The sequence below is a fragment of the Thalassobius sp. MITS945101 genome (assembly GCF_047123305.1).
In the GTDB taxonomy this organism is placed as follows: Bacteria; Pseudomonadota; Alphaproteobacteria; order Rhodobacterales; family Rhodobacteraceae; genus Thalassobius.
On record NZ_CP138918.1, the window covers coordinates 1439782 to 1460483 of the forward strand.

A 20702-nucleotide genomic window follows, 5' to 3' on the forward strand; every position below is an offset into this window, starting at 1 on the left:
GCGGCCGATCTGGTCGCGCCCCTATCGTTTGTGCAAGAGGCGTTAAGTCAGGTCGAAGCGGTCCGCCATCATCACCTTGGTCCAGGCGCTGGCGAAGTCGCAGACAAAACGGCTGGCCGCATCATCCTGCGCATAGGATTCTGCCAAGGCCCGCAGTTGCGAGTTCGAGCCGAAGGCCAGATCCACCGCAGAGGCCGTATATTTCGCAGCCCCCGTTGCCCGGTCGCGGCCCTCATAGGCCCCCGGCGTGTCGGTCGGTGTCCACAGCGTCCCCATGTCGAGGATATTGGTGAAGAAATCCTGGCTCAGCACGCCGGGGCGATCGGTGAAGACGCCTTGCGTATTGTCGCCGTGGTTCGCTCCCAGAACCCGCAGGCCGCCGATCAGCACGGTCATCTCTGGCGCGGTCAGACCCAAGAGCTGGGCACGGTCGACCAGCAGCTCTGCGGAGTTGGCGTAACCACCTTTGGTGTAGTTGCGGAACCCATCGGCCAAGGGCTCCATCATGTCCCAATTATCGACATCGGTCTGATCCTGCGTCGCGTCGCCACGACCTGCGGTGAAGCTCAGCGTCAAATCTTCACCAGCAGCCTTGGCAGCGGCTTCCACCGCGGCGTTGCCGGCAATCACAATCAGATCGGCCATCGACACCGGCTTGGCGAAATCTGCTTGGATGCTTTCCAGAGTGTCCAGCACTTTGGCCAGCATGTCGGGTTCATTGACGGCCCAGTCCTTCTGTGGCGCCAACCGGATGCGGGCGCCATTGGCCCCACCCCGCATATCCGAGCCACGGTAGGTTGAGGCCGAGGCCCAGGCCACCTTGACCAGTTCCGCAATGCTGTGGCCCGAGGCCATGACGGCGGCTTTCAGCGCGGTGACATCGGCGTCATTGATGTCGCTGTTGGAGGCCGGAATAGGATCCTGCCAGATCAGCTCTTCGCTGGGGACTTCGCCGCCAAGATACCGGCTGCGCGGACCCATGTCGCGGTGGGTCAGTTTGAACCAAGCGCGGGCAAAGGCATCTGCAAACTGATCCGGATTTTCATGGAACCGACGTGCGATGGGCTCATAAATCGGATCCATCCGCAGTGACAGGTCCGCTGTGGTCATCATGGGGGGATAGGATTTCGACGGGTCGTGCGCGTCGGGGATCATATGTTCAGGCGCGCAGTCTTTGGCGTGCCACTGTTGCGCACCGGCGGGGCTTTTGCCCAGTTCCCATTCATAGCCGAACAACATGTCGAAATAGCCGTTGTCCCACTGGGTCGGGTTCGGCTTCCACGCGCCTTCGATGCCGGAGGTGGTGGTGTGCACACCTTTGCCGGTGCCGAGGTCGTTGATCCAACCAAGGCCCATCGCCTCTGCCGGGGCGCCTTCGGGGTCGGGGCCAACAAGGTCCGGGTCACCGGCACCGTGGGCCTTGCCGAAGGTGTGGCCACCGGCAACCAGCGCCACGGTTTCCTCATCATTCATGCCCATTCGGCCAAAGGTGTCACGCACATCCAGGCCCGAGGCCACAGGATCAGGGTTTCCGTCAGGCCCTTCGGGGTTCACATAGATCAGGCCCATCTGCACCGCGGCCAGCGGGTTGTCCATTTCCCGGTCGCCCGAGTAACGGCTGTTAGGATTGTCCGAGGTCGCCAGCCATTCGGTTTCGGCACCCCAGTAGATGTCCTCTTCGGGGGACCAGATGTCGGCCCGGCCGCCGCCGAAGCCGAAGGTCTTGAACCCCATCGATTCCAGCGCACAGTTGCCTGCGAGGATATAGAGGTCCGCCCAGCTGAGCGCATTGCCGTATTTCTGTTTGATCGGCCACAGCAGACGCCGCGCCTTGTCGAGGTTGCCGTTGTCCGGCCAGCTGTTGAGCGGGGCAAAACGCTGGTTGCCGGTGTTTCCGCCACCGCGCCCGTCAGCGGTCCGGTAGGTGCCGGCGCTGTGCCACGCCATACGGATGAACAACCCGCCATAGTGGCCGTAATCCGCAGGCCACCAATCCTGGCTGTCGGTCATCAGCGCATAGAGGTCTTCTTTCACCGCCTTGAGGTCCAGCGATTTAAACGCCTCGGCATAGTTGAAATCAGCGCCCATCGGATCCTCACCCGCGCCATGCTGGTGCAGGATCTTCAGGTTCAGCTGGTTTGGCCACCAATCGCGGTTTGAACGGGTGTTGAGGCTTGCGGCCCCATGCATCACCGGGCAACCGGTGGGTTTGACGTCATTGCCGTCCATGTCTCTCTCCTTCGCTGGAATAGCTTGTTCTAAATTTTGGTGCTGTCTGGCGGGCGCGGGCCGATTGGACAGCCCGCGCCTTTCTCTGGGAGTAAGCTAGGGCAGAATCTCAATTGGAAAAAATTGCATTTTCCGATTGCTGCGATAATCTCAGGTTATGATGAACATTACCCTCCGCCAGCTTCGCTATTTTGAAGCTCTCGCGCGGCTGTCCCATTTTGGTCAGGCCGCCGATGCCTGCGCCGTGTCACAGCCTGCCTTGTCTGTGCAGATCAAAGAGTTGGAAGAGACGTTGGGGGCAAAACTGTTCGAACGTGGGGCGCGTCAGGTGCGGCTGACGCACTTCGGTGAAGAATTTGCCGGACGGGTGCAGCATATCCTGCGGTCTGTGGATGAACTGGGCGAGCTGGCGCGCGCATCGCAGGATCGTTTGGTAGGCCGGTTGCGGATCGGGGTGATCCCGACCATTGCGCCCTATCTGTTGCCGAAAGTGGTCGAGAACCTGTCGCGCGACCATCCCGAGATTGACTTGCGTTTGCGCGAAACCGTGACGCCGAAGCTGATTCAGGAACTGAAGGAGGGCAGTCTGGACACGGCCATTGTGGCTTTGCCGCTTTCTGAAAACGCTTTCACCGAAGTGCCGCTGTTTGAAGAGGACTTTGTGCTGGTCCGGCCCGAAGTGGATGCGGGCAAGCCGGTGCCAGGGCCGGAGCGTCTGCGCGAAATGCGGCTGCTGCTGTTGGAGGAGGGGCACTGTTTCCGTGATCAAGCGCTGTCCTTCTGCGCAATCAGCGCCTCTGCCCCGCGAGAGTTGCTGGACGGCAGTTCGCTGTCAACGTTGGTGCAGATGGTGGGGGCGGGGATTGGTGTGACCCTCATTCCTGAAATGGCCGTGCCGGTTGAGACCCGTTCCGCCAATGTGGCCGTGGGACGCTTCCCTGCGCCGCAGCCCAAACGCCAGATCGGGATGATCTGGCGCCGGACCAACCCGCTGACCAAGCAGCTGGGGCAGGTTGCCGAAGCGGTACAGGCGGCCGCTTCGGATTTGGGAATGGGGCGCGGGGTGGCTCAGTGGTCCTCCTCGCCGGAGGTGTAGATTACCTGCGCTTCAAGGAAGGCGACGATGGCCTGCTGTGCCTGTTGAGACAGGTTGAGGTACTGACTGCGGCTGTCCGCGGCGGCCCCACCGTGTAGACGGATCGCCTCGTCCAAAGTGGTGGCACGCCCGTCGTGCAGCCACGGGCCGGTGGAGCCGACCCCAGCCAGAGAGCGGGTCATAAAAGTTGCCGCCCCAAGGCCTGTCGGATCGGCAGGATCGGCCAGTGCCGCCCCCATATCGTGACGTTTGAAATCGGTGAACCAGCGCGCAATGGCTTGACCGTTGCGCCGCTCCACCGCGCCAAGGTGATGGGTCGCGCCATTGGCCAGTTTGATTTGGTTGTTCGGCTGGTCCTGGGTCAGATCCACATGAATGGCGCTGTCACCAGTCAGACCCAAAGCGGCCGGATCCGCGCCGGAGGGCAGCGTGGCGTCAACATATCCTGTCACACGGCTGGGTTCTGAAAAGGTGGGGTCGTTGAGGGTCATCTGCGGGATGTGGCAGCTGCTACAGTCGGTGAGCGCAAACAGCACCTCGCCCCGCGTGATCCGACGGCGCTGGGCCTCGGACATCTCTTGCAGGCCCAGATTGGCCAGTTCAATCGTGCTCACAGGCCGCTCCAGTGCTGCCATGTAGATCGTCAGGGCGGTCAGGTCGCCCACCGTCAGTTCATCCGTGACGCCATCAAAGTCGCCGTCCTGATCGCCGACCAGCTCAACCGCCTGCATCCCCAATTCGTTATGGGCCGCATCGCGGGTGAACCCACGCAACGAGGCATGGCTGCCCTTCCAGCCAAAGGGTTTCACGATCAGATCGGCGTCTATCCCTGACAGCTGGCTGCTGTCTGGCTGCAGCTTGCAGGGGTTTTCCGCGCGGCGATGCAGAGTAAGGGAGCCGAAGGCCACCCCCTTGGCGTTCAGGGCTGTGGTGGCGATGCCTTTGGCGCAGGCCTCGGCCTCGGTGGAAAGACGCTGGGTGGCCAGCTCCAGTGTCATCTCCTCGGCCAGACGTTGCGGGATGCCAAGCGCAAAAAGCGCAGGGGTATTGCGTTCCAGAAACAGCGCGGGGTCACCTGTATGGCCGGGATCCACCACCACATTCATTGCCACATCTCCGGCGCCATTGGGGGCGGGGGCCGCATGGCAAGCGATGCAGCTGGTGGCATTTGGCCCGCCTTCACGTGTGGGAAAATGCTGCGCCCATTCGCCGTATCCTGCCAGATCCGCCCGGGGGACACGGGCAAAACGGTGGCCTTCACCAACGTTGGCACCCACACCGCGGTTCGCGTCAAAGGAGAACTCGGTGAGTTCGTCTCCGGCTTCAAACGCCTGCAGAAAGGCGTCTTCTGACTGTCCCGACAACACCAGAGCGTTGAGCGCGAACTGATCAACCGGTGGTGGCGCGTCTTCCGCCCAGGGTGGGGTGGCCAAGGTGACCGCACAGAGGCCGGCGGTGGCGAACAAAGGGTACAGGCGTGACATGGATTCCTCCCGTTTTGGAGCACTGGCTAAAGCGTGCATCGCATTGGGAGGTGAAACGGGGGGCGGTTGGGTTTCCGTCGGGGAAAGTTTCGATCAGGCCTGAGAAAGACGCGCAAGATATTGACTTAGAAACATAAAAATTGAGTGTCGGATCTTGTGTTGAACGGTTCTGCGAAATCAGAGCCGCCCAAAGCCGTCACACAAAACGGGAGCGGCGGGTTTTAATTAGCGGTGCTGATCCTGCGGGCCAGACGCACGGCGGTCAAGCCGGGCCACAGCCGTTTTGTAGGCATCACCAACATGCAATCGTCATAGGGGGTGGTAATTTCGCGGTCTCCATCGCGCGCCAGCAAGGTCCCGGCCTTGGCGATCACTTCCCCCCCGAAAAAGGGTTCGGCAAAGCGGAACGCTTCGGTTGCAACAGTGACCACATCGGTCACTTCAAACTGTACCTGCGGAGCGCACTCGCCTTCCAGCTGCTCTAGCAGCACGGGATCGCAGACCCCCAAACCGCAGAGGAACCGTGCGGTGGAATAGATCGCCAGCGACCCGGCGGAGGCTTCCCAATGCTGGCCGCACTCGATCAAAACGGCGGATTGTTTTTGTGACGGATCGTCAAATGTACCGTAGTCGCGCAGGCGTTTACCGGAGGCATGGCCCTGATCTGCGATCACCTTATCCGGCGTACCGATGAGGCCGGCAAGATCGCGGCCCTTGGCGTGACGGCCGGACAGCAGCACCGGTGGGGCGGTGTGGGTCATGGAGTGAATGTCGAAGAGGTAATCCACATCGGCCAGCACCGGTCGCACCTGACGTGCACGTCGCAATTCGATCGACTCGCGGTCCCCCTCCAGAACTTCCGTGGCCCAGACACGGTTCATGTCTTCCTCGACCCAGCGGCTGGCGTTGGGATTGTCGGGGTCAAACGCCTGGTAGGCCGCCACATTCATAAAGGCGAGGGTCATCTTGCCCGTGCTGGGGCGTACCCCGTTTTGCAGCAGCCAATCCAACGCCACCGCGCCGCAGGGTTCATTGCCATGTACAATGGCAGTGACCATGGCATGCGGGCCGGGCTGGCCGGAATCGAACTGCCAGACATAGGGAATACCGGTGTTGCCGGCGGCATAAGGGGTGATGTCCGGCCCGATCAGATCGATAGGGTATTCATTTGGAATGGCGCTGATGTCCATGCTGGCTCCCTCGGCTTATCAAATTGGCCGGCACCGGATCAGGTGCGGCAGGTCTCAATCAGGTTGGAGAGCGCAGCCATGCAGCTGTCGAGTTCTCGCAATGTTATGAATTCGTCCGCCTTGTGCGCCCGGTCGATGTCCCCGGGGCCTAGGATTACGGTCGGGATGCCGATGCTTTGGAACAGTCCGCCTTCGGTGGCGAAGGCCACTTTGGCGTGGTCATTCCGTTGCGCAATGGATTTGGCGAGAGCCGCCATCGGGGCCTCGGGCGGGGTGTCCACACCGGGGGTGTCGCTGAGGGTTTCGAACCGGATCGTCGCATCGGGATCCACCGCCTGCATTTGAGGTTCCAGCACGTCGTGAGCGTAACGACGGACCTGATCGACCAAGGCCGCGGTGTTGTCGCTGCAAATGGTGCGGAACTCAAAGTCCAGATATGCGGTGTCGGGGACGATATTGACCTGCCGACCGCCGTTTAGGACGCCCACATGTGCGGTGGTGTGGGTCACATCATAGAGCGGATCCTGTGCCGTGCCTTCGGCCAGGTTACGGCCGAGATCGGCAATGAACACCGCAAGCCGCGCCGCATATTCCACCGCATTGACGGCCGTGGGGGCCAAAGAGGAATGGGCAGAGAGGCCGGTGAAATGAACCCGCTCTGCCCGTTTGCCCTTGTGGCCCAGGATCACCGCCATATTGGTGGGCTCCCCCACAAAACAGCCCAGCGGCTTCACCGGCCATTGGTCAAGATCGGCAATCGCGGAACGCACACCAACGCAGCCGATTTCCTCATCGTGGGAGAAGATCAGATGCAGAGGTTTGGCCAAGGAATGGGCCAGCATTTTGGGCACTGCGGCCAGCACACAGGCGACAAACCCCTTCATGTCCGAGGTGCCACGGCCCCAGACCTTGCCGTCCTCAATCGCGCCGCCAAAAGGGTCCACTGTCCAGTTCTGGCCCGAAACTGGCACAACGTCCACGTGTCCTGACAAAACATACCCTGGCGTATCCTCTGGGCCGATGGTGACGATCAGATTGGCCTTCTTCCCGGTCGCGTCATAGATCCGTCGGCCGGTGATGCCGTGCTCCGCTAGATAGGTTTCCACCCAGTCCAGGAGCGGCAGGTTGGAGCGATGGCTGACGGTGTCAAACTGGACCAGCCGTGACAGAATATCTGCCGCGCTGCGGGGGGTGGGGGACATAACTTACATGGACTCCGAGAAATCATCCGCCGGGGTGGTCAACTTGAGGTGGCGCATAAAGGCGCGGGCCTGGGCGGAAGGGGGGTGATTGGTGGGCAGCACAAAGGAGGTGCGGTATTCGATATGAACCTCAAAGGGGCGGATCACGATTCCATCGCGGTGGTCTTTGCCGGTGAGCAGCGGGAAGGGGTTCATCACGGTGACACCGATGCCCGCACGGGCCAGTTCCAGAGCTGCCATATTGGTGGCGCATTCGGCGATGATGTTGGGCTTTACGCCGGCACGGGCAAAATACTGTTCGGTCAATGCGCGGGTCCCAAGGCGGCGAACAAATTCGACCATATCGACCCCGTCCAGATCCTGAACCTCTATTTTGTCTTTCTCGCAAAGCGGGTGGTTTTCAGGCAGGACGCAAACGATCTGAGACCGCCGCCAAGGCGCAAGCTTCACCCCTTCGCGCTGGATCATGGCCGAGGTCAGGCCTAGGTCGAAGCTAAGGTCAACGATCCCCGCAACGATTTGTTCTGTAGGCTGAATTTCCAGCTTTATCCGACGGGTCGGATCCTGTTTCAGGTAGCTGGGCAAACGCGGCAGTACAAAGCTGTGGGCCATCGAAGGCGGCACCGCAAGGCTGAGCGTTTCATTTTCAGGTTTGGCCCAGTCTTTGCCATCAATGCGGCTTAGGGTTTCAAAGAGCGGATCCAGCGTAGCGTTGAGGCGTAGCGCTTCGGCAGTGGGTTCGATCCGACCCGAAGTGCGCAGGAAAAGCGACCGTCCCAGCCGGTCCTCCAACTGGCTGAGCGATCGGCTGATCGCGGGTTGGGACACGCCAAGACGCCGTGCTGCGCCGATGGTCGTGCCGGTGGTGATGACCGCCCGCAACGCCTCGAACTCCCGTATCCTGTGCCGATTCTCTTTCATTTGGGCCATCTTCTATCCTCCAATCCCCCGCGCGCCATCCGGGGGGGCAGAATTGACCTATACCAAAAATGCATAGCCTTTGCGATTGCGATACGTTTCTCTCATCATATTCTTTTCCCACTTGGCAGCACCCGCCGGAGGGGGCGGCGTTGCCCAAACACACAGGGAGTTCAACATGACTAAGAGAATTGCGATCCTCGGCGCAGTCGCCGCGACCGCATTGATCTCGGGCGCACCGGCAATGGCAGAGAAAATCACCATTGGTCTGGCGTCGGAGCCCACTTCGCTCGACCCGCATTTCCACAACCTTGGCCCGAACAACGCCATGTCGGTCCATTTGTTCGATCGCCTGATCAAACAAGATGAACGCCAGCGCCTGGCCCCCAGTCTGGCCGAAAGCTGGGCGCCGGTGGATGATCTGACCTGGGAATTCAAACTGCGTCAGGGTGTGAAATTCCATGACGGCACCGATTTCAACGCTGACGATGTTGTCTGTTCCTGGGAGCGGGCGCCGGATGTGCCGAACTCGCCCTCTGGCTATGGCACTTACACCAAAGGCAAAACCATGGTGAAGGTTGACGATTACACCGTTCACATCAAAACCGGGGCGCCTTATCCGCTGATGGCCAACGACGTTTCCGTTGTGCCGATGATTTCCGACTCTGTTGGCTGTGGTGCCACAACCGAAGCCTTCAACAGCGGCGAAGCGGCAGTGGGCACCGGCCCGTTCAAATTCTCTAGCTACAAGCCGGGTGAAGCCATCACCTTTGTACGCAACGACGACTACTGGGGGGACAAAGCGATCTGGTCCGAGGTGGAGTACCGCCCGATCAAGGCGGGCCCGTCCCGTGTGGCAGCTCTGCTGGCGGGCGACGTGGACATGATCACCGGCGTCCCGACCACCGATATTGCGATGCTGGGTGGCAAGGATGACATCACCCTGTCGCAGGGGCCGTCAAACCGCGTGATCTACCTGCATATGGACCAGTTCCGCGAAAACTCGCCCCACATCACTGCCAAAGACGACAGCCCGATCAAGAACCCGTTGATGGACAAACGGGTGCGTCAGGCGATCTCGATGGCGATTCACCGCGACGCCATTGTTGAGCGTGTGATGGAAGGTGTGGCCATCCCTGCCGGTCAGCTGCTGCCCGACGGTTTCTTCGGCGTGTCGGACAAGCTGGACGTGGTTGGCTATGACCCCAAAGCGGCCAAGGCACTGCTGGCAGAGGCAGGCTATGGCGATGGTTTCAAGATGACCATCCACGGGCCGAACGACCGCTACATCAACGACGCCAAAATCCTCGAGGCGATTGGCCAGATGCTGAGCCGCATTGGCATTGAAACCGCTGTTGAGACCATGCCGCGCTCGGTCTACTTCAAACGTGCGTCCAAAGGTGGCGAAGGCTCGCTGCCCGAGTTCTCGTTCATTCTTGTCGGCTGGGGCGCTGGTTCGGGTGAAGCCTCTTCGCCGTTGAAATCGCTGATCCACACCTACGACAAGGACCAGGGGTTCGGCTCGTCCAACCGTGGCCGTCACTCCAACGCCGAAATCGATGCCATCATCGAAGAAGCGCTGCGCACCGTGGATGATGCCAAACGTCAGGACCTGCTGGCAAAAGCCACCGAAATGGCCATCGGCGATGTTGCGATCATTCCGACCCATTTCCAGGTGAACACCTGGGCGGCACGTAAGGGTCTGAAGTATATCGCCCGGACTGACGAGTACACACTCGCCACCGGCATCATCAAAGAATAACAAACACTTACGAACGGGGGCGGCGCTGCGTCGCCCCTGCACCCAACCCTGCCCCAGGAGGGCCTTCCCCCATGACTGTGTTCATCATTCGCCGCCTCATGCAGGCGATGATTGTGGTGTTCCTGATGTCGGTGATCGTGTTCTTCGGCGTCAATGTCGTCGGTGATCCGGTTGACATGCTGGTCAGCCCTGATGCCGACCAAGCCGATATTCAGGCCGCGATCGAACGACTGGGTTTGCATTTGCCGATCCACGAACAATATCTGAAATTCCTCCAGGGTGTGGCCCAGGGCGACTTTGGCCGCAGCTTTGTTTTTGGCGAACCGGCGCTGAAACTGATCCTGCACCATATGCCGGCAACACTGGAACTGGCCTTCACCGCGCTGTTTCTGGCCATTGTGATCGGCATTCCGCTGGGGCTGTTTGCCGGGCTTTATCCGGATAGCAAGTTTTCCAAAGGCATCATGGCCGGCTCGATCCTTGGGTTTTCGCTGCCGTCGTTCTGGGTGGGGCTGATGCTGATCATGCTCTTCGCTGTGGTGCTGGGCTGGCTGCCCTCAACCGGGCGGGGCGACATCGGCACTTTCCTTGGGTTTGAGACCTCGCTGGTCACCTTGGACGGGCTGTCCCATATCTTCATGCCAGCCCTCAATCTGGCGCTGCTGAAAATCTCCCTTGCCATTCGTCTGACGCGCGCCGGTGTGCGTGAAGCGATGGGGCAGGACTATGTGAAATTCGCCCGCGCCAAAGGCCTTTCCACCCGCCGGATCATCCTGGTGCATGTGATGAAGAACATCATGATCCCCGTTGTGACCGTTATGGGGCTGGAGTTTGGCAGCCTGATCGCCTTCTCGGTAGTGACCGAGTCGATCTTTGCCTGGCCGGGCATGGGCAAGCTGTTGATTGACGCGATCATCCAGTTGGACCGCCCCATCGTCGTTGCCTACCTGATGATCATCGTTCTGCTGTTCGTAGTGATCAATCTGGTGGTCGACATCATCTATTCGATCCTCGATCCGAGGGTCCGTCTGCAGGATCAGGGCGCATGAGCAAGACCACTGCAAAAACCGTGAAGGTGGAAACCCCATTCCGCCGCTTCGCCGGCGAGTTCTTCGAAAGCAAGATTGCCACAGTGGCCTTTGTTGGGCTGGTGGTCATCATTGCGCTGGCGCTCTTCGCCCCGTGGATCACCCCGCAAAACCCCTACAATCTGGCTGAGGTCGATATTCTGGATGGCCGTCTGGCCCCGGGGTCCGAGGCCTTTGCGGGCTACACCATGATCCTTGGCTCCGACGGGGCAGGGCGCGATCTGTATTCCGCCATTCTCTATGGGCTGCGGATCTCGCTTTCTGTTGGGGTGACCTCTGGTGTGATTGCCTTGGCTGTTGGCATGGTAGTGGGCCTTTTGGCGGCCTATGCCGGTGGCCGGGTAGAGACCTTCATCATGCGGGTCGTGGACCTGCAGCTGAGCTTCCCGGCTGCACTGGTCGCACTGATGCTGGTGGCCATTCTGGGCAAGGGCATTGACAAGATCATCCTCGCCCTCGTGGTGGCACAATGGGCCTATTACGCACGGACCGTGCGTGGCTCAGCACTGGTGGAACGACGTAAAGAATACGTTGAAGCGGCGTCCTGCCTTGGCCTCAGCCATCGCCGGATTGTGTTCCGCCACATTCTGCCGAACTGTCTGGCGCCGCTGATCGTGGTGGGCACTGTGCAGACCGCCCATGCCATTTCGCTGGAAGCAACGCTCAGCTTCCTGGGAGTGGGGCTACCACAGACCGAGCCGTCGCTGGGCGTGCTGATTTCCAACGGGTTCGAGTACATGATGTCGGGCCGCTACTGGATCTCGGTCTTCCCAGGCATGGCGCTGTTGTTGACCGTGGTTTCCATCAATCTGGTGGGTGACCACCTGCGTGACATCCTCAACCCGAGGCTCAAGAAATGACACAGACCTTACAAGTGTCCGGGCTGCGGACACATTTCTTTACCCGTGACGGTGTGGTGAAAGCTGTCGATGGCGTCGACTTCTCGGTTGGGAAGGGAGAGGTCATGGGGCTGGTGGGCGAGTCGGGATCCGGCAAATCCATCACCGGCTTCTCCATCCTAGGCCTGATCGACAAACCGGGCCGCATTGTCGAAGGCTCGATCAAGTTCAACGGGCAAGAGATCGCCAACGCACCCGAAGATCAGCTGCGCAAGCTGCGCGGCAACAAGATCGCGATGATTTTTCAGGATCCGATGATGACGCTGAACCCGGTTCTGCGCATCGACACCCAGATGATCGAGGCCATCGCGGCCCATCGCAAGGTTTCCAAAGCCGAGGCCTGGACCCGCGCCCGCGATGCGCTGGGCATGGTGGGCATCCCCTCGCCAGAGGAACGGTTGAAAGCCTATCCGCACCAGCTGTCTGGCGGCATGCGGCAACGGGTGGCGATTGCCATTGCGTTCCTGAATGAACCCGATCTGATCATCGCGGATGAGCCGACCACAGCGCTGGATGTAACCATCCAGAGCCAGATCATCCATGAGGCGCAGAAGCTCTGCAAAACCACAGGCACCTCGATGATCTGGATCACCCATGACCTCGCGGTGGTGGCTGGATTGGCTGATCATATCTCGGTGATGTACGCCGGCCGTGTGGTTGAGCAGGGCGGCATTGATGACGTCATCGACCGACCATTGCATCCTTATACGGTTGGGCTTCTGGGGTCGGTGCCCTCGTCGAACCGGCGCGGTCACCGGCTGAACCAGATCGACGGGATGACCCCGAATATGCTGGCGTTGCCCTCGGGCTGTGCCTTTGCTGCCCGATGTCCACGGGCCGATGCGGCCTGCGACGCCCGCCCAGAGCTAAGTCAGGATCAGAGCCGCGCCTTCCGTTGCCACCATCCCCATCTGGAGGGCGCATGATATGACGACTCCCATTCTTGAAATCCACAATGTTTCAAAACGCTTCACCAAGCGGTTGGACCTTGCCGGCAAAATCGCAGCGCGGCTTGGGTCGAACATCCGTGAAGAGACCGTACATGCGGTCGATACCGTGAACTTGTCTATTCACAAGGGCGAGGTGGTTGGTCTGGTCGGGGAATCCGGCTGTGGCAAATCCACCCTTGGCCGTGTTGTTGCAGGCATCCACCCCGCCACGGAAGGGCAGGTGTTTTATGAGGGCAAGGACATCGCCACCATGTCGCCCGAGGAAAAGCGCGCGGCAACGCTGGCGATCCAGATGATTTTTCAGGATCCGTTTGCCTCGCTCAATCAGCGCATGCGGGTGGAGGATATCATTGGCGAAGCGCCACTGGTCCATGGGCTGGTCAGCAAGGCGGAACAGTCCGATTATGTTGATGAAATCATGACCAAAGTGGGCCTCGATCCCAGTCTGAAACGGCGCTATCCGCACCAGTTCTCAGGCGGGCAGCGTCAGCGGATCGGGATTGCCCGTGCACTGGCGGTGAAGCCGAAGTTTCTGGTCTGTGATGAGGCCATCGCGGCACTGGATGTTTCCATTCAGGCGCAGGTGATTAATCTTTTCATGGATCTGCGCGAAGAGCTGGATCTGACCTACCTCTTTATCAGTCACGACCTCTCGGTCGTGGAACACATCGCGGATCGTGTTGCCATCATGTACTTGGGCCGCTTGGTTGAAAGTGCCGGCACCGAGGAAATCTTCGACAGTCCGAAACACCCCTACACGCAGGCGCTGCTGTCTGAGGCACCGCGTCTGGATCAGCGTCACCGCGAATTCACCCCCGTCAAGGGCGAGATCCCATCCCCCTTGGATCCGCCTCAGGGGTGCCATTTCCACCCGCGCTGCCCTGTTGCAACGGCGGCCTGCAACGCGGATCGTCCGCAGCTGGAAACCTTCGGCGCGGACCGTCTGGTGTCCTGCCATAACTGGAAAGAGTAACCCTGTTTATGTCGAACCTTGTTGTGATCAACCGCCCCTTGGGCGATGCCCTTCCTTTGGTCTTTGACAGCCCACATTCCGGCTCGATCTATCCAGAGGATTTTAACCACGTGATGGACCGGATGACCCTGCGCCGATCCGAAGATGCCCATATCGAAGAGCTGTTCAGCCATGTTCCCGATCATGGGGCCACTCTGGTCCACGCGTTGTTCCCGCGCTGTTACATTGACCCGAACCGGAACGAAGACGACCTCGACGTCACCATGTTTGACGGGGTCTGGCCGCATCCGGTGAACCCGACCCACAAGACCAAGGCGCGGGGCATCGGGTTGATCTGGAAAAATGTCAAAGCGCTGGGCGCGGTCTATGACCGCAAACTCACTGTTGCAGAGGTGGAAAAGCGGCTGAACACCTGCTGGCGTCCCTATCATGCCGCGCTGCAAGGCGAGCTGGATCGCGCCTATGCCGCGCATGGCAAGGTGGTGCATGTGGACTGCCATTCGATGGCCAGCCACGGCGATCACACCACCGAAGACGGGGCCGTTCGGCGTCCGGATTTTGTGATTGGCGATCGCGATGGCACCACCTGTGATCCACGCCTGACCACTTGCGTGATCGAAACCTTGCAGGCCTGCGGCTATTCGGTGTCGCTGAACGATCCGTACAAGGGGTTTGAACTGGTCCGGCGCAGTGGCGATCCGGCCAACAACCGCCATTCGATCCAGATCGAGGTCAACCGCGGCCTCTACATGTGTGAGAAAACGATTTCCAAGACCGACGGCTATCTGGCGTTGCAGGAGAACCTGAAGGTCTTGACCAAGGCGATTGCGGAACTGACGTCAGAGCTGTAACCGCACCCCCGCAACTGGCCCCGCTGCGCGCGGGGCCTTTTCTTTTGTCCGGGTCTTTTGTGTGGGCGCTTCTGCGTAGGCGGCGGCTTAACCCGCCCGCTGCAGCATCCCGAACAGGTCCCGCGGATCATCCGGGTCCGCCAGCATGTCCAGCATATCAAAGAATTCGGTGCCTTTGATTTTCTCGGCGACATAGCGCAGGGCGCTGAAATCCTCGATGGCAAAGCCAACGCTGTCAAACAGGGTGATCTGGCGCGGATCCTTGCGACCCTCGGCCTCGCCCAGCATGACTTGCCACAGCTCCGTCACGGGGTGATCATCGGCCAGCTGCTGGATTTCCCCCTCGATGCGGGTCTGCGGCGGGTATTCCACAAAAATCTCGGAGCGCAGCAGGATGTCCTTGTGCAGTTCCGTCTTGCCCGGGCAGTCGCCACCGATGGCATTGATGTGCACACCGCTGCCCACCATGTTGTCGGTCAGGATGGTGGCATATTGCTTGTCGGCGGTGCAGGTGGTGATGATTTCCGCCCCCTCCATCGCCTCTTCACCGCTTTTGCAGGACACAACGGTCAGGCCAGAGTTGGCCAGGTTGCGTGCCGCCTTTTCGGTTGCGGCGGGGTCAATGTCATAAAGGCGCACGTGCTCGATGCCGCAGATCGCCTTGAACGCCAGCGCCTGAAATTCGCATTGCGCCCCGTTGCCGATCATTGCCATCGTTTTGGAGCCTTTGGGTGCAAGATATTTGGCCACCAGCGCCGAGGTGGCCGCCGTACGAAGCGCGGTCAGAACGGTCATTTCGGTCAGAAGGATCGGGTAACCGTTGGCCACCGAGGACAACACGCCAAAGGCGGTCACGGTTTGAAACCCCTCTTTCATGTTCTTCGGGTGACCGTTGACGTATTTGAAACCGTAGTTGTCTGCATCCGCCGTCGGCATCAGCTCGATCACACCATCGGTGGAGTGGCTGGCGACACGTGGGGTTTTGTCAAACTCGGGCCAGCGTTTGAAATCCGCCTCGATATAGCTGGCCAATTCGGTCAGCACGGCCTCAGCGCCCATGGCATTGACCAGTTTCATCATGTTTTCAACGGATACGAAGGGCACCAAGGCCTTCTCGGAAGGGGCAATCGTCATGCGGCGAACCTTTCACGGGGGGTTAGGTGGATGCCGGCCAGCATGCAGCGGACCGATCCACCGGCAGTTTCAAGTGTGGGGATGCTCAATGGCAAAGCGGTGGCGCTGCGCTCAATGACCGCTTTCTGGTCAGAGCGCAGCGCGTCCCAGGCCCGGGCCGAGAGCGCCAGGAGGCGTGAAGTCCCCGTCAGCTCCAGCGCATTGCCCGCGAAATGTGCCACCTGATCTACTGTCAGATTGATGACTTCGCGGGTTTCGCCCAAACGGGCGGCCACTTCTGCGCGGCGGGTGGGATCCTGGATCATGTCGAGGCAGATCAGCGCGTAGTCTGTGCCGATGCCCATCATGACGTTGGTGTGGTAAACCGGCAGCCCGTCGGGATCTGCGGCGGCAAAGGCCATAGGTTCGTAATTGAAGTGGGTGCAGAACCGCTCCAGCAGCACCGGATCGGCCCGATTGGACTGCGCCACATAGGCGATCCGGTGCAGGTGATCGAGCACCATCGCGCCGGTGCCTTCCAAGGACAGCCCGTCCTGTTCCAGCCCGGAGTAGTCAATCACATCCTGCACGCGGTAGTCGGTCTTGAGCAGTTCAATCACATCGCTGCGCCGTTCGCGGCGGCGGTTTTCGGCATGCATCGGGTAAAGCGCAACATGGCCGCCGGCATGGGTGGAAAACCAGTTGTTCGGGAACACGCTGTCGGGCGTGTCCCTGTTACCGTGATCGTCAAAAACATGCACCGTCACACCCGCCGCACGAAGCTGGGCAACAGCGGTGTCGAACTCGGCCAATGCCTGCTGAGCATCGACGGTGCCAGCGGTCTGAAACCCGTTGTCACCCTGCGTTTCAGGGTTCGAGTGGAAGGCATGTGGGCGCACCATGACCACCGCGCTGGGGGCCTGCGGGTTCATGCGTAGCTCCGTGTCATGCGATCCAGCACGCGGCGGCCGAACAGGCTGGCGGTGAGGTCTGTCATCAACTTGGCGGTGCGGCCCCGTTCATCCAGGAAGGGGTTCAGCTCGACCAGATCAAGCGAGGTCACAAGGTCACTGTCATGCAGCATTTCCATGATCAGATGGGCCTCACGGAAGGTGGCACCGCCGGGGACGGTGGTGCCCACCGCCGGGGCAATCGATGGGTCAAGGAAATCGACGTCGAGGCTGACATGCAGCATGCCGTTGGCGGCCTGAACCTTGGTGAGAAACTCGGCCAGCGGGCCGACGATGCCGCGCTCATCAATGGAGCGCATGTCGTGCACGGTTAGCCCTAACTCGGCGATACGCTGACGTTCGGCTGGATCAACCGAGCGGATGCCCATCATGCAGATGTTTTTCGGATCCACCGCAGCGGCCACGGGCGGGAACTGATCAAAACCGGGCTGGCCAGTGTAATAGGCCACAGGCGTGCCGTGCAGATTGCCTGAGGTGGTGCTGTCCAGCGTGTGCAGGTCGGGGTGGGCATCCAGCCACAACACAAACAGCGGGCGGCCCTGTTCGGCGGCATGTTTTGCCACGCCGCTGACGGTGCCCGCCGCCATCGAGTGATCCCCCCCGATAAAGATCGGGCGGTCGCAGGTCTTGGCCGCCTCATAGGCCGCTGCGGACAGCAGGCGGGTCCATTCGATCATCTCGGCCAGGTTTTTCAGAGCTTTGTTGCCATGGGCGACCGGCGCCAGATCCGGCAGGGTCACGTCTCCCAGATCGTCAACCTGCCAGCCCAGCTCGGTCAAGGTGTCCGGCAATCCAGCGGTGCGGAAGGCGGCGGGGCCCATCAGGCAACCGGGCTGCGAGGCCCCGGTTTGTACGGGGGCACCAATGATCTGGCAGGTGAGGGTCATGTCTGCTCCTGTTGGTCTAGAAAAGGGGAGGAATGTCCCAAGTCTGCGGATCAGGGCGTTTGGTGGCAGTGGCAAAATTGCGCAAAATGACCGTTTCATTTATCGAAACGACGGTGTATCTTGCAAATTGACAGAAGGAAGGGCGCAGAATGAACGATTTGTCATCCACGGACCGACGCTTGATTGCGGCGCTGCGGGATAACGCACGGGCGTCAATTACGGAATTGTCCCATACCACCGGCGTGTCACGCACCACGGTGAAGACCCGAATCGATGCGCTGGTGCAAGAGGGGCGGATCAAACGATTCACGATTGAAACCGACGCTGACCACCACGATCAGGTGCGCGCGATCACCATGGTTGAGCTGCAGGGCTCGATGTCCCGCGGGGTGATCCGGACGCTGCGGGCCATTCCTGAGGTGTCGATGATCTACTCCACCAACGGGGCCTGGGACCTTGTGGTTGAAATCCGTGCCGAGACTTTGCAGCAGTTTGATCGCGTTCTGCGAGAGATTCGGGAGGTCAAAGGCGTGACCAACAGCGAATCCAACCTACTGTTAAGTAATGTAACAGCTTGATGTCGAACTGAATGGCACATTGGCAACGCCACCGCAGAAAGACGGAAACGGCATAGAAAAGCGCTGGCCTGCACGCGGCAGTTGCGCTACGCAGATTGTGCGCTGGGGGGCGTTATGAAAGGTGAACGGATGCTCCGTTTTTTGAGTCTCGCCGCCCTCGGGCTTACTGTTCTCGCCACGCAGGCCCCTGCGGGAGAGCGTGAACGCATCGGCTATGGCCGTCTGATCCAGAACGATTTCCTTGGCGATGGCCAGGACCGCTGGCGCACAGGCTCTGTGGCCTCCAGCCGGGTCTGGGCGCGCAATTGGGATGGTGAATTGCCCGAAGATTTCGGCAATATCCTCGAATTCCGCCTGAACGCCGAGATCATGGCGCCGGACAATCTGGTGGCCCCTGCCGCGGGGGACCGCCCCTATGCGGGCAGCCTATCCTTCGGGCTGCACACCCATTACCAGCGCAAGTCGGTGGAAATGGCGATGGGACTGGATCTGGTGGCAACCGGCCCAATGACGGGGCTGAGTGATTTCCAGAACGCCTTGCATGATGCGCTGGGTGTGGACCGTGCCTCGGATGCGACGCTTGCAGGTCAGATCGGTGACGGCATTCACCCGACCGCTGTGGCCGAGTTTGGCCGGACCTTTAACATCGGCGACTCCTCTGAACTGCGCCCCTTTGTGGAAGTGCGCGCGGGGGCAGAAACCATGCTGCGTGCCGGGGCAGATCTGAGCATTGGCCGCGTTGGCACCGGAGAATTGCAGGTGCGTGACCCCGTAAGTGGCCAGCGTTACCGAACCATCCAGAATCCCCAGGAAGGCATGAGCTTTGTGGTGGGGGGCGATATCGCCAAGGTGGAGGATTCGGTCTTCTTGCCGGCGGGCAGTGGTTATGTGCTGAGCGACAGCCGCAAACGCCTGCGGGCAGGGGTGCATTGGCAGGGTGAGAAAAGCAGCGCCTTTTACGGCGTCACCTGGCTGAGCGAAGAATTTGTTGGTCAGGGTGAGGGCCAGATGGTCGGCTCACTACGGCTGAACCTGAACTTCTAGGCGCAATCACAGGTCGCGTTGCCGTTGCGGTAGGTGCAAATAGCCACAGTTAAACAGAAAAAGATCCGTCAATATTTTGACGGGTCTAGGCAGGATACATACTTTCTGATAGGTGTGGTCCCAATAATAAAAAACTCTCACGAGGCAGGACACGAGCATGGGAACGGGCTTTGGAGGCACGTTCGTCATCTCTTGGTCGCAAACAAAAGTCGACGGCATAGAAGCCGCCCCGACGCATACGCTGGATGTGGGGACCTCCTGGTCCTGGCATGGCGACGCGGTGAGGGTGGACGGACCACAAGAACTTTTGCGGCTGGAACAAGCAGATGGCGAAGCCAATCTGCGGCGCAGTGCAGCACGCATGGTGCGCCGGTTGGTTGGGGCCGCACGGCAAAACAGGACCGACGTCGCAGGGATCGACGTCGAAGATCCGATCATGGACAGCAATGTCGTGGTGACTGATGGCACTGCGACCTACACCTTGACGATGATCGAAGTTGGTGAGGGGGCGCAGCCCCTGTTGATGTTCCTTGGCGTGCAGCCCCCCAAGGGGCGAGAGCTGTGGGTTGTGCACCACACGCTGGATGCGATGCAGGACAACCATATGACTGAAGGCAGCGGCGGCGTGATCTGTTTCACCCCCGGCACCCGAATCGAGACGCCCAAAGGGGCCCGGTTGGTGCAGGAGCTGCGCGAAGGTGATCTGGTCCAGACCAAGGACAATGGGGCGCAAGAGGTGCTCTGGGTTGGGTCGCGCCGGATGACGGGGGCCCGTCTCTTTGCCATGCCGCACCTGCGCCCGATTCGCATTTCGGCGGGTGCCTTGGGGGTGCATCGCCCGGACCAGGAGTTGCTGGTTTCGCCCAGTCATCGGATGTTGGTGCGCGGCCAGGTGTCGCGCGCACTGTTCAACACGCCAGAGGTTTTGATTGCGGCCAGTGATCTGATCGACGGCCATCGCGTGCGTATCGACAGCCAATTGAAAGAGGTGACCTATATTCACCTGCTGCTGTCGGACCACCAGATCCTCTGGGCCAATGGCGTCGAAACCGAGAGCTTCCATCCGTCCAATGCGGCGCTGTCTTCGCTGGATGACACCGATCGGATGCGCCTGCTGGCGCGCTACCCCGAGATCGAGGCGGACCCGCAGAGCTATGGCGGTTATGCTCGCCGCAACCTCAGCCGGTCTGAGGCGGCAATTTTGATGCATGAGGCGGCCTGATCCGGCCGTTTCGCTGTGGAAACCGGCCGGATTGGGGCGCCGCCCCAAACCCCGGGATATTTCGCCCAAGAAGAACCGGCTTTTTCCTTAAATCATGGGTTTTGCGCGTTGACTCTGGCGCGGGCCCGCGTATAAGCGCGGCTTCATTGGTGTTGGTGGCCCCCGCAAGGGGATTCCTGTCATGTCGCAAGACAAGAGGACAACGCCCTTCATAGCTGCCATGTGGGCAGCGTTCTAAGAAGGAG

At 60.3% G+C, this 20702-nt stretch carries 18 protein-coding genes; 10 read left to right on the forward strand and 8 right to left on the reverse strand.

From position 1 onward, the window contains the following. Positions 1-42: 42 nt before the first annotated feature. Positions 43-2229: a catalase/peroxidase HPI gene (katG, locus tag SIC14_RS07245; RefSeq protein WP_412565154.1), complete on the reverse strand. Its 2187-nt coding sequence runs from the start codon at positions 2227-2229 to the stop codon at positions 43-45. Between the two features lie 157 nt (positions 2230-2386). On the opposite strand from katG, the gene SIC14_RS07250 reads away from it, so the two are divergent. Further along, positions 2387-3325: a LysR substrate-binding domain-containing protein gene (locus SIC14_RS07250; RefSeq protein ID WP_412565155.1), complete on the forward strand. Its 939-nt coding sequence runs from the start codon at positions 2387-2389 to the stop codon at positions 3323-3325. On the opposite strand, the gene SIC14_RS07255 is transcribed toward SIC14_RS07250, so the two are convergent. From SIC14_RS07255 to SIC14_RS07270, 4 genes are all read right to left on the reverse strand, one after another. Beyond that, complete coding sequence (locus tag SIC14_RS07255; protein WP_412565156.1) at positions 3298-4809, reverse strand: di-heme oxidoredictase family protein; 1512 nt, start codon at positions 4807-4809, stop codon at positions 3298-3300. The two genes, SIC14_RS07250 and SIC14_RS07255, sit on opposite strands and share 28 nt — an antisense overlap. A 221-nt stretch (positions 4810-5030) precedes the next feature. Continuing rightward, on the reverse strand, positions 5031-5999 hold the full coding sequence (locus SIC14_RS07260; RefSeq protein ID WP_412565157.1) for a succinylglutamate desuccinylase/aspartoacylase family protein: 969 nt from the start codon (positions 5997-5999) through the stop codon (positions 5031-5033). Between the two features lie 38 nt (positions 6000-6037). Beyond that, positions 6038-7201, reverse strand: coding sequence for an acetylornithine deacetylase (argE, locus tag SIC14_RS07265; RefSeq protein ID WP_412565158.1), 1164 nt, complete (start codon positions 7199-7201; stop codon positions 6038-6040). Between the two features lie 3 nt (positions 7202-7204). Continuing rightward, positions 7205-8131: a LysR substrate-binding domain-containing protein gene (locus SIC14_RS07270; protein WP_412565159.1), complete on the reverse strand. Its 927-nt coding sequence runs from the start codon at positions 8129-8131 to the stop codon at positions 7205-7207. 166 nt (positions 8132-8297) lie between these two features. On the opposite strand from SIC14_RS07270, the gene SIC14_RS07275 reads away from it, so the two are divergent. From SIC14_RS07275 to SIC14_RS07300, 6 genes are all read left to right on the forward strand, one after another. Then, positions 8298-9881 (forward strand): ABC transporter substrate-binding protein, encoded by a 1584-nt coding sequence (locus SIC14_RS07275; RefSeq protein WP_412565160.1) that lies wholly within the window; start codon positions 8298-8300, stop codon positions 9879-9881. Positions 9882-9952: 71 nt separating this feature from the next. Beyond that, the gene (locus SIC14_RS07280) at positions 9953-10930 is read left to right on the forward strand and encodes an ABC transporter permease (protein ID WP_412565161.1); all 978 of its coding nucleotides are present in this window, start codon (positions 9953-9955) and stop codon (positions 10928-10930) included. Further along, the gene (locus SIC14_RS07285; protein WP_412565162.1) at positions 10927-11829 is read left to right on the forward strand and encodes an ABC transporter permease; all 903 of its coding nucleotides are present in this window, start codon (positions 10927-10929) and stop codon (positions 11827-11829) included. The genes SIC14_RS07280 and SIC14_RS07285 overlap by 4 nt, the downstream gene beginning before the upstream one ends. Further along, a complete protein-coding gene (locus SIC14_RS07290) occupies positions 11826-12794 on the forward strand; it encodes an ABC transporter ATP-binding protein (RefSeq protein ID WP_412565163.1) in 969 nt (322 codons plus the stop codon). The genes SIC14_RS07285 and SIC14_RS07290 overlap by 4 nt, the downstream gene beginning before the upstream one ends. A gap of 1 nt (position 12795) precedes the next feature. Then, on the forward strand, positions 12796-13791 hold the full coding sequence (locus SIC14_RS07295; protein WP_412565164.1) for an ABC transporter ATP-binding protein: 996 nt from the start codon (positions 12796-12798) through the stop codon (positions 13789-13791). 8 nt (positions 13792-13799) lie between these two features. Further along, on the forward strand, positions 13800-14642 hold the full coding sequence (locus tag SIC14_RS07300; RefSeq protein WP_412565165.1) for an N-formylglutamate amidohydrolase: 843 nt from the start codon (positions 13800-13802) through the stop codon (positions 14640-14642). A gap of 87 nt (positions 14643-14729) precedes the next feature. Here the strand turns inward: SIC14_RS07300 and SIC14_RS07305 are convergent, their stop codons facing one another. From SIC14_RS07305 to rocF, 3 genes are read right to left on the reverse strand one after another with little or no spacing between them, the layout of a single operon-like run. Continuing rightward, positions 14730-15776 carry an ornithine cyclodeaminase gene (locus SIC14_RS07305; protein ID WP_412565166.1) on the reverse strand — a complete coding sequence of 349 codons (1047 nt, stop codon included), beginning with the start codon at positions 15774-15776 and terminating at the stop codon, positions 14730-14732. After that, entirely contained in the window at positions 15773-16687 is a 915-nt protein-coding gene (gene ctlX / locus SIC14_RS07310; protein ID WP_412565167.1) for a citrulline utilization hydrolase CtlX, read from the reverse strand. The genes SIC14_RS07305 and ctlX overlap by 4 nt, the downstream gene beginning before the upstream one ends. Next, positions 16684-17613: an arginase gene (gene rocF / locus SIC14_RS07315; protein WP_412565168.1), complete on the reverse strand. Its 930-nt coding sequence runs from the start codon at positions 17611-17613 to the stop codon at positions 16684-16686. The genes ctlX and rocF overlap by 4 nt, the downstream gene beginning before the upstream one ends. A 149-nt stretch (positions 17614-17762) precedes the next feature. Between rocF and SIC14_RS07320 the strand changes: the two genes are divergently transcribed. From SIC14_RS07320 to SIC14_RS07330, 3 genes are all read left to right on the forward strand, one after another. Next, entirely contained in the window at positions 17763-18191 is a 429-nt protein-coding gene (locus tag SIC14_RS07320) for an Lrp/AsnC family transcriptional regulator (protein ID WP_412565169.1), read from the forward strand. A 129-nt stretch (positions 18192-18320) separates the two neighbouring features. Further along, complete coding sequence (locus SIC14_RS07325) at positions 18321-19235, forward strand: lipid A-modifier LpxR family protein (RefSeq protein ID WP_412565170.1); 915 nt, start codon at positions 18321-18323, stop codon at positions 19233-19235. A gap of 157 nt (positions 19236-19392) precedes the next feature. Continuing rightward, on the forward strand, positions 19393-20457 hold the full coding sequence (locus SIC14_RS07330; RefSeq protein WP_412565171.1) for a Hint domain-containing protein: 1065 nt from the start codon (positions 19393-19395) through the stop codon (positions 20455-20457). The last annotated feature ends 245 nt before the right edge of the window (positions 20458-20702 follow it).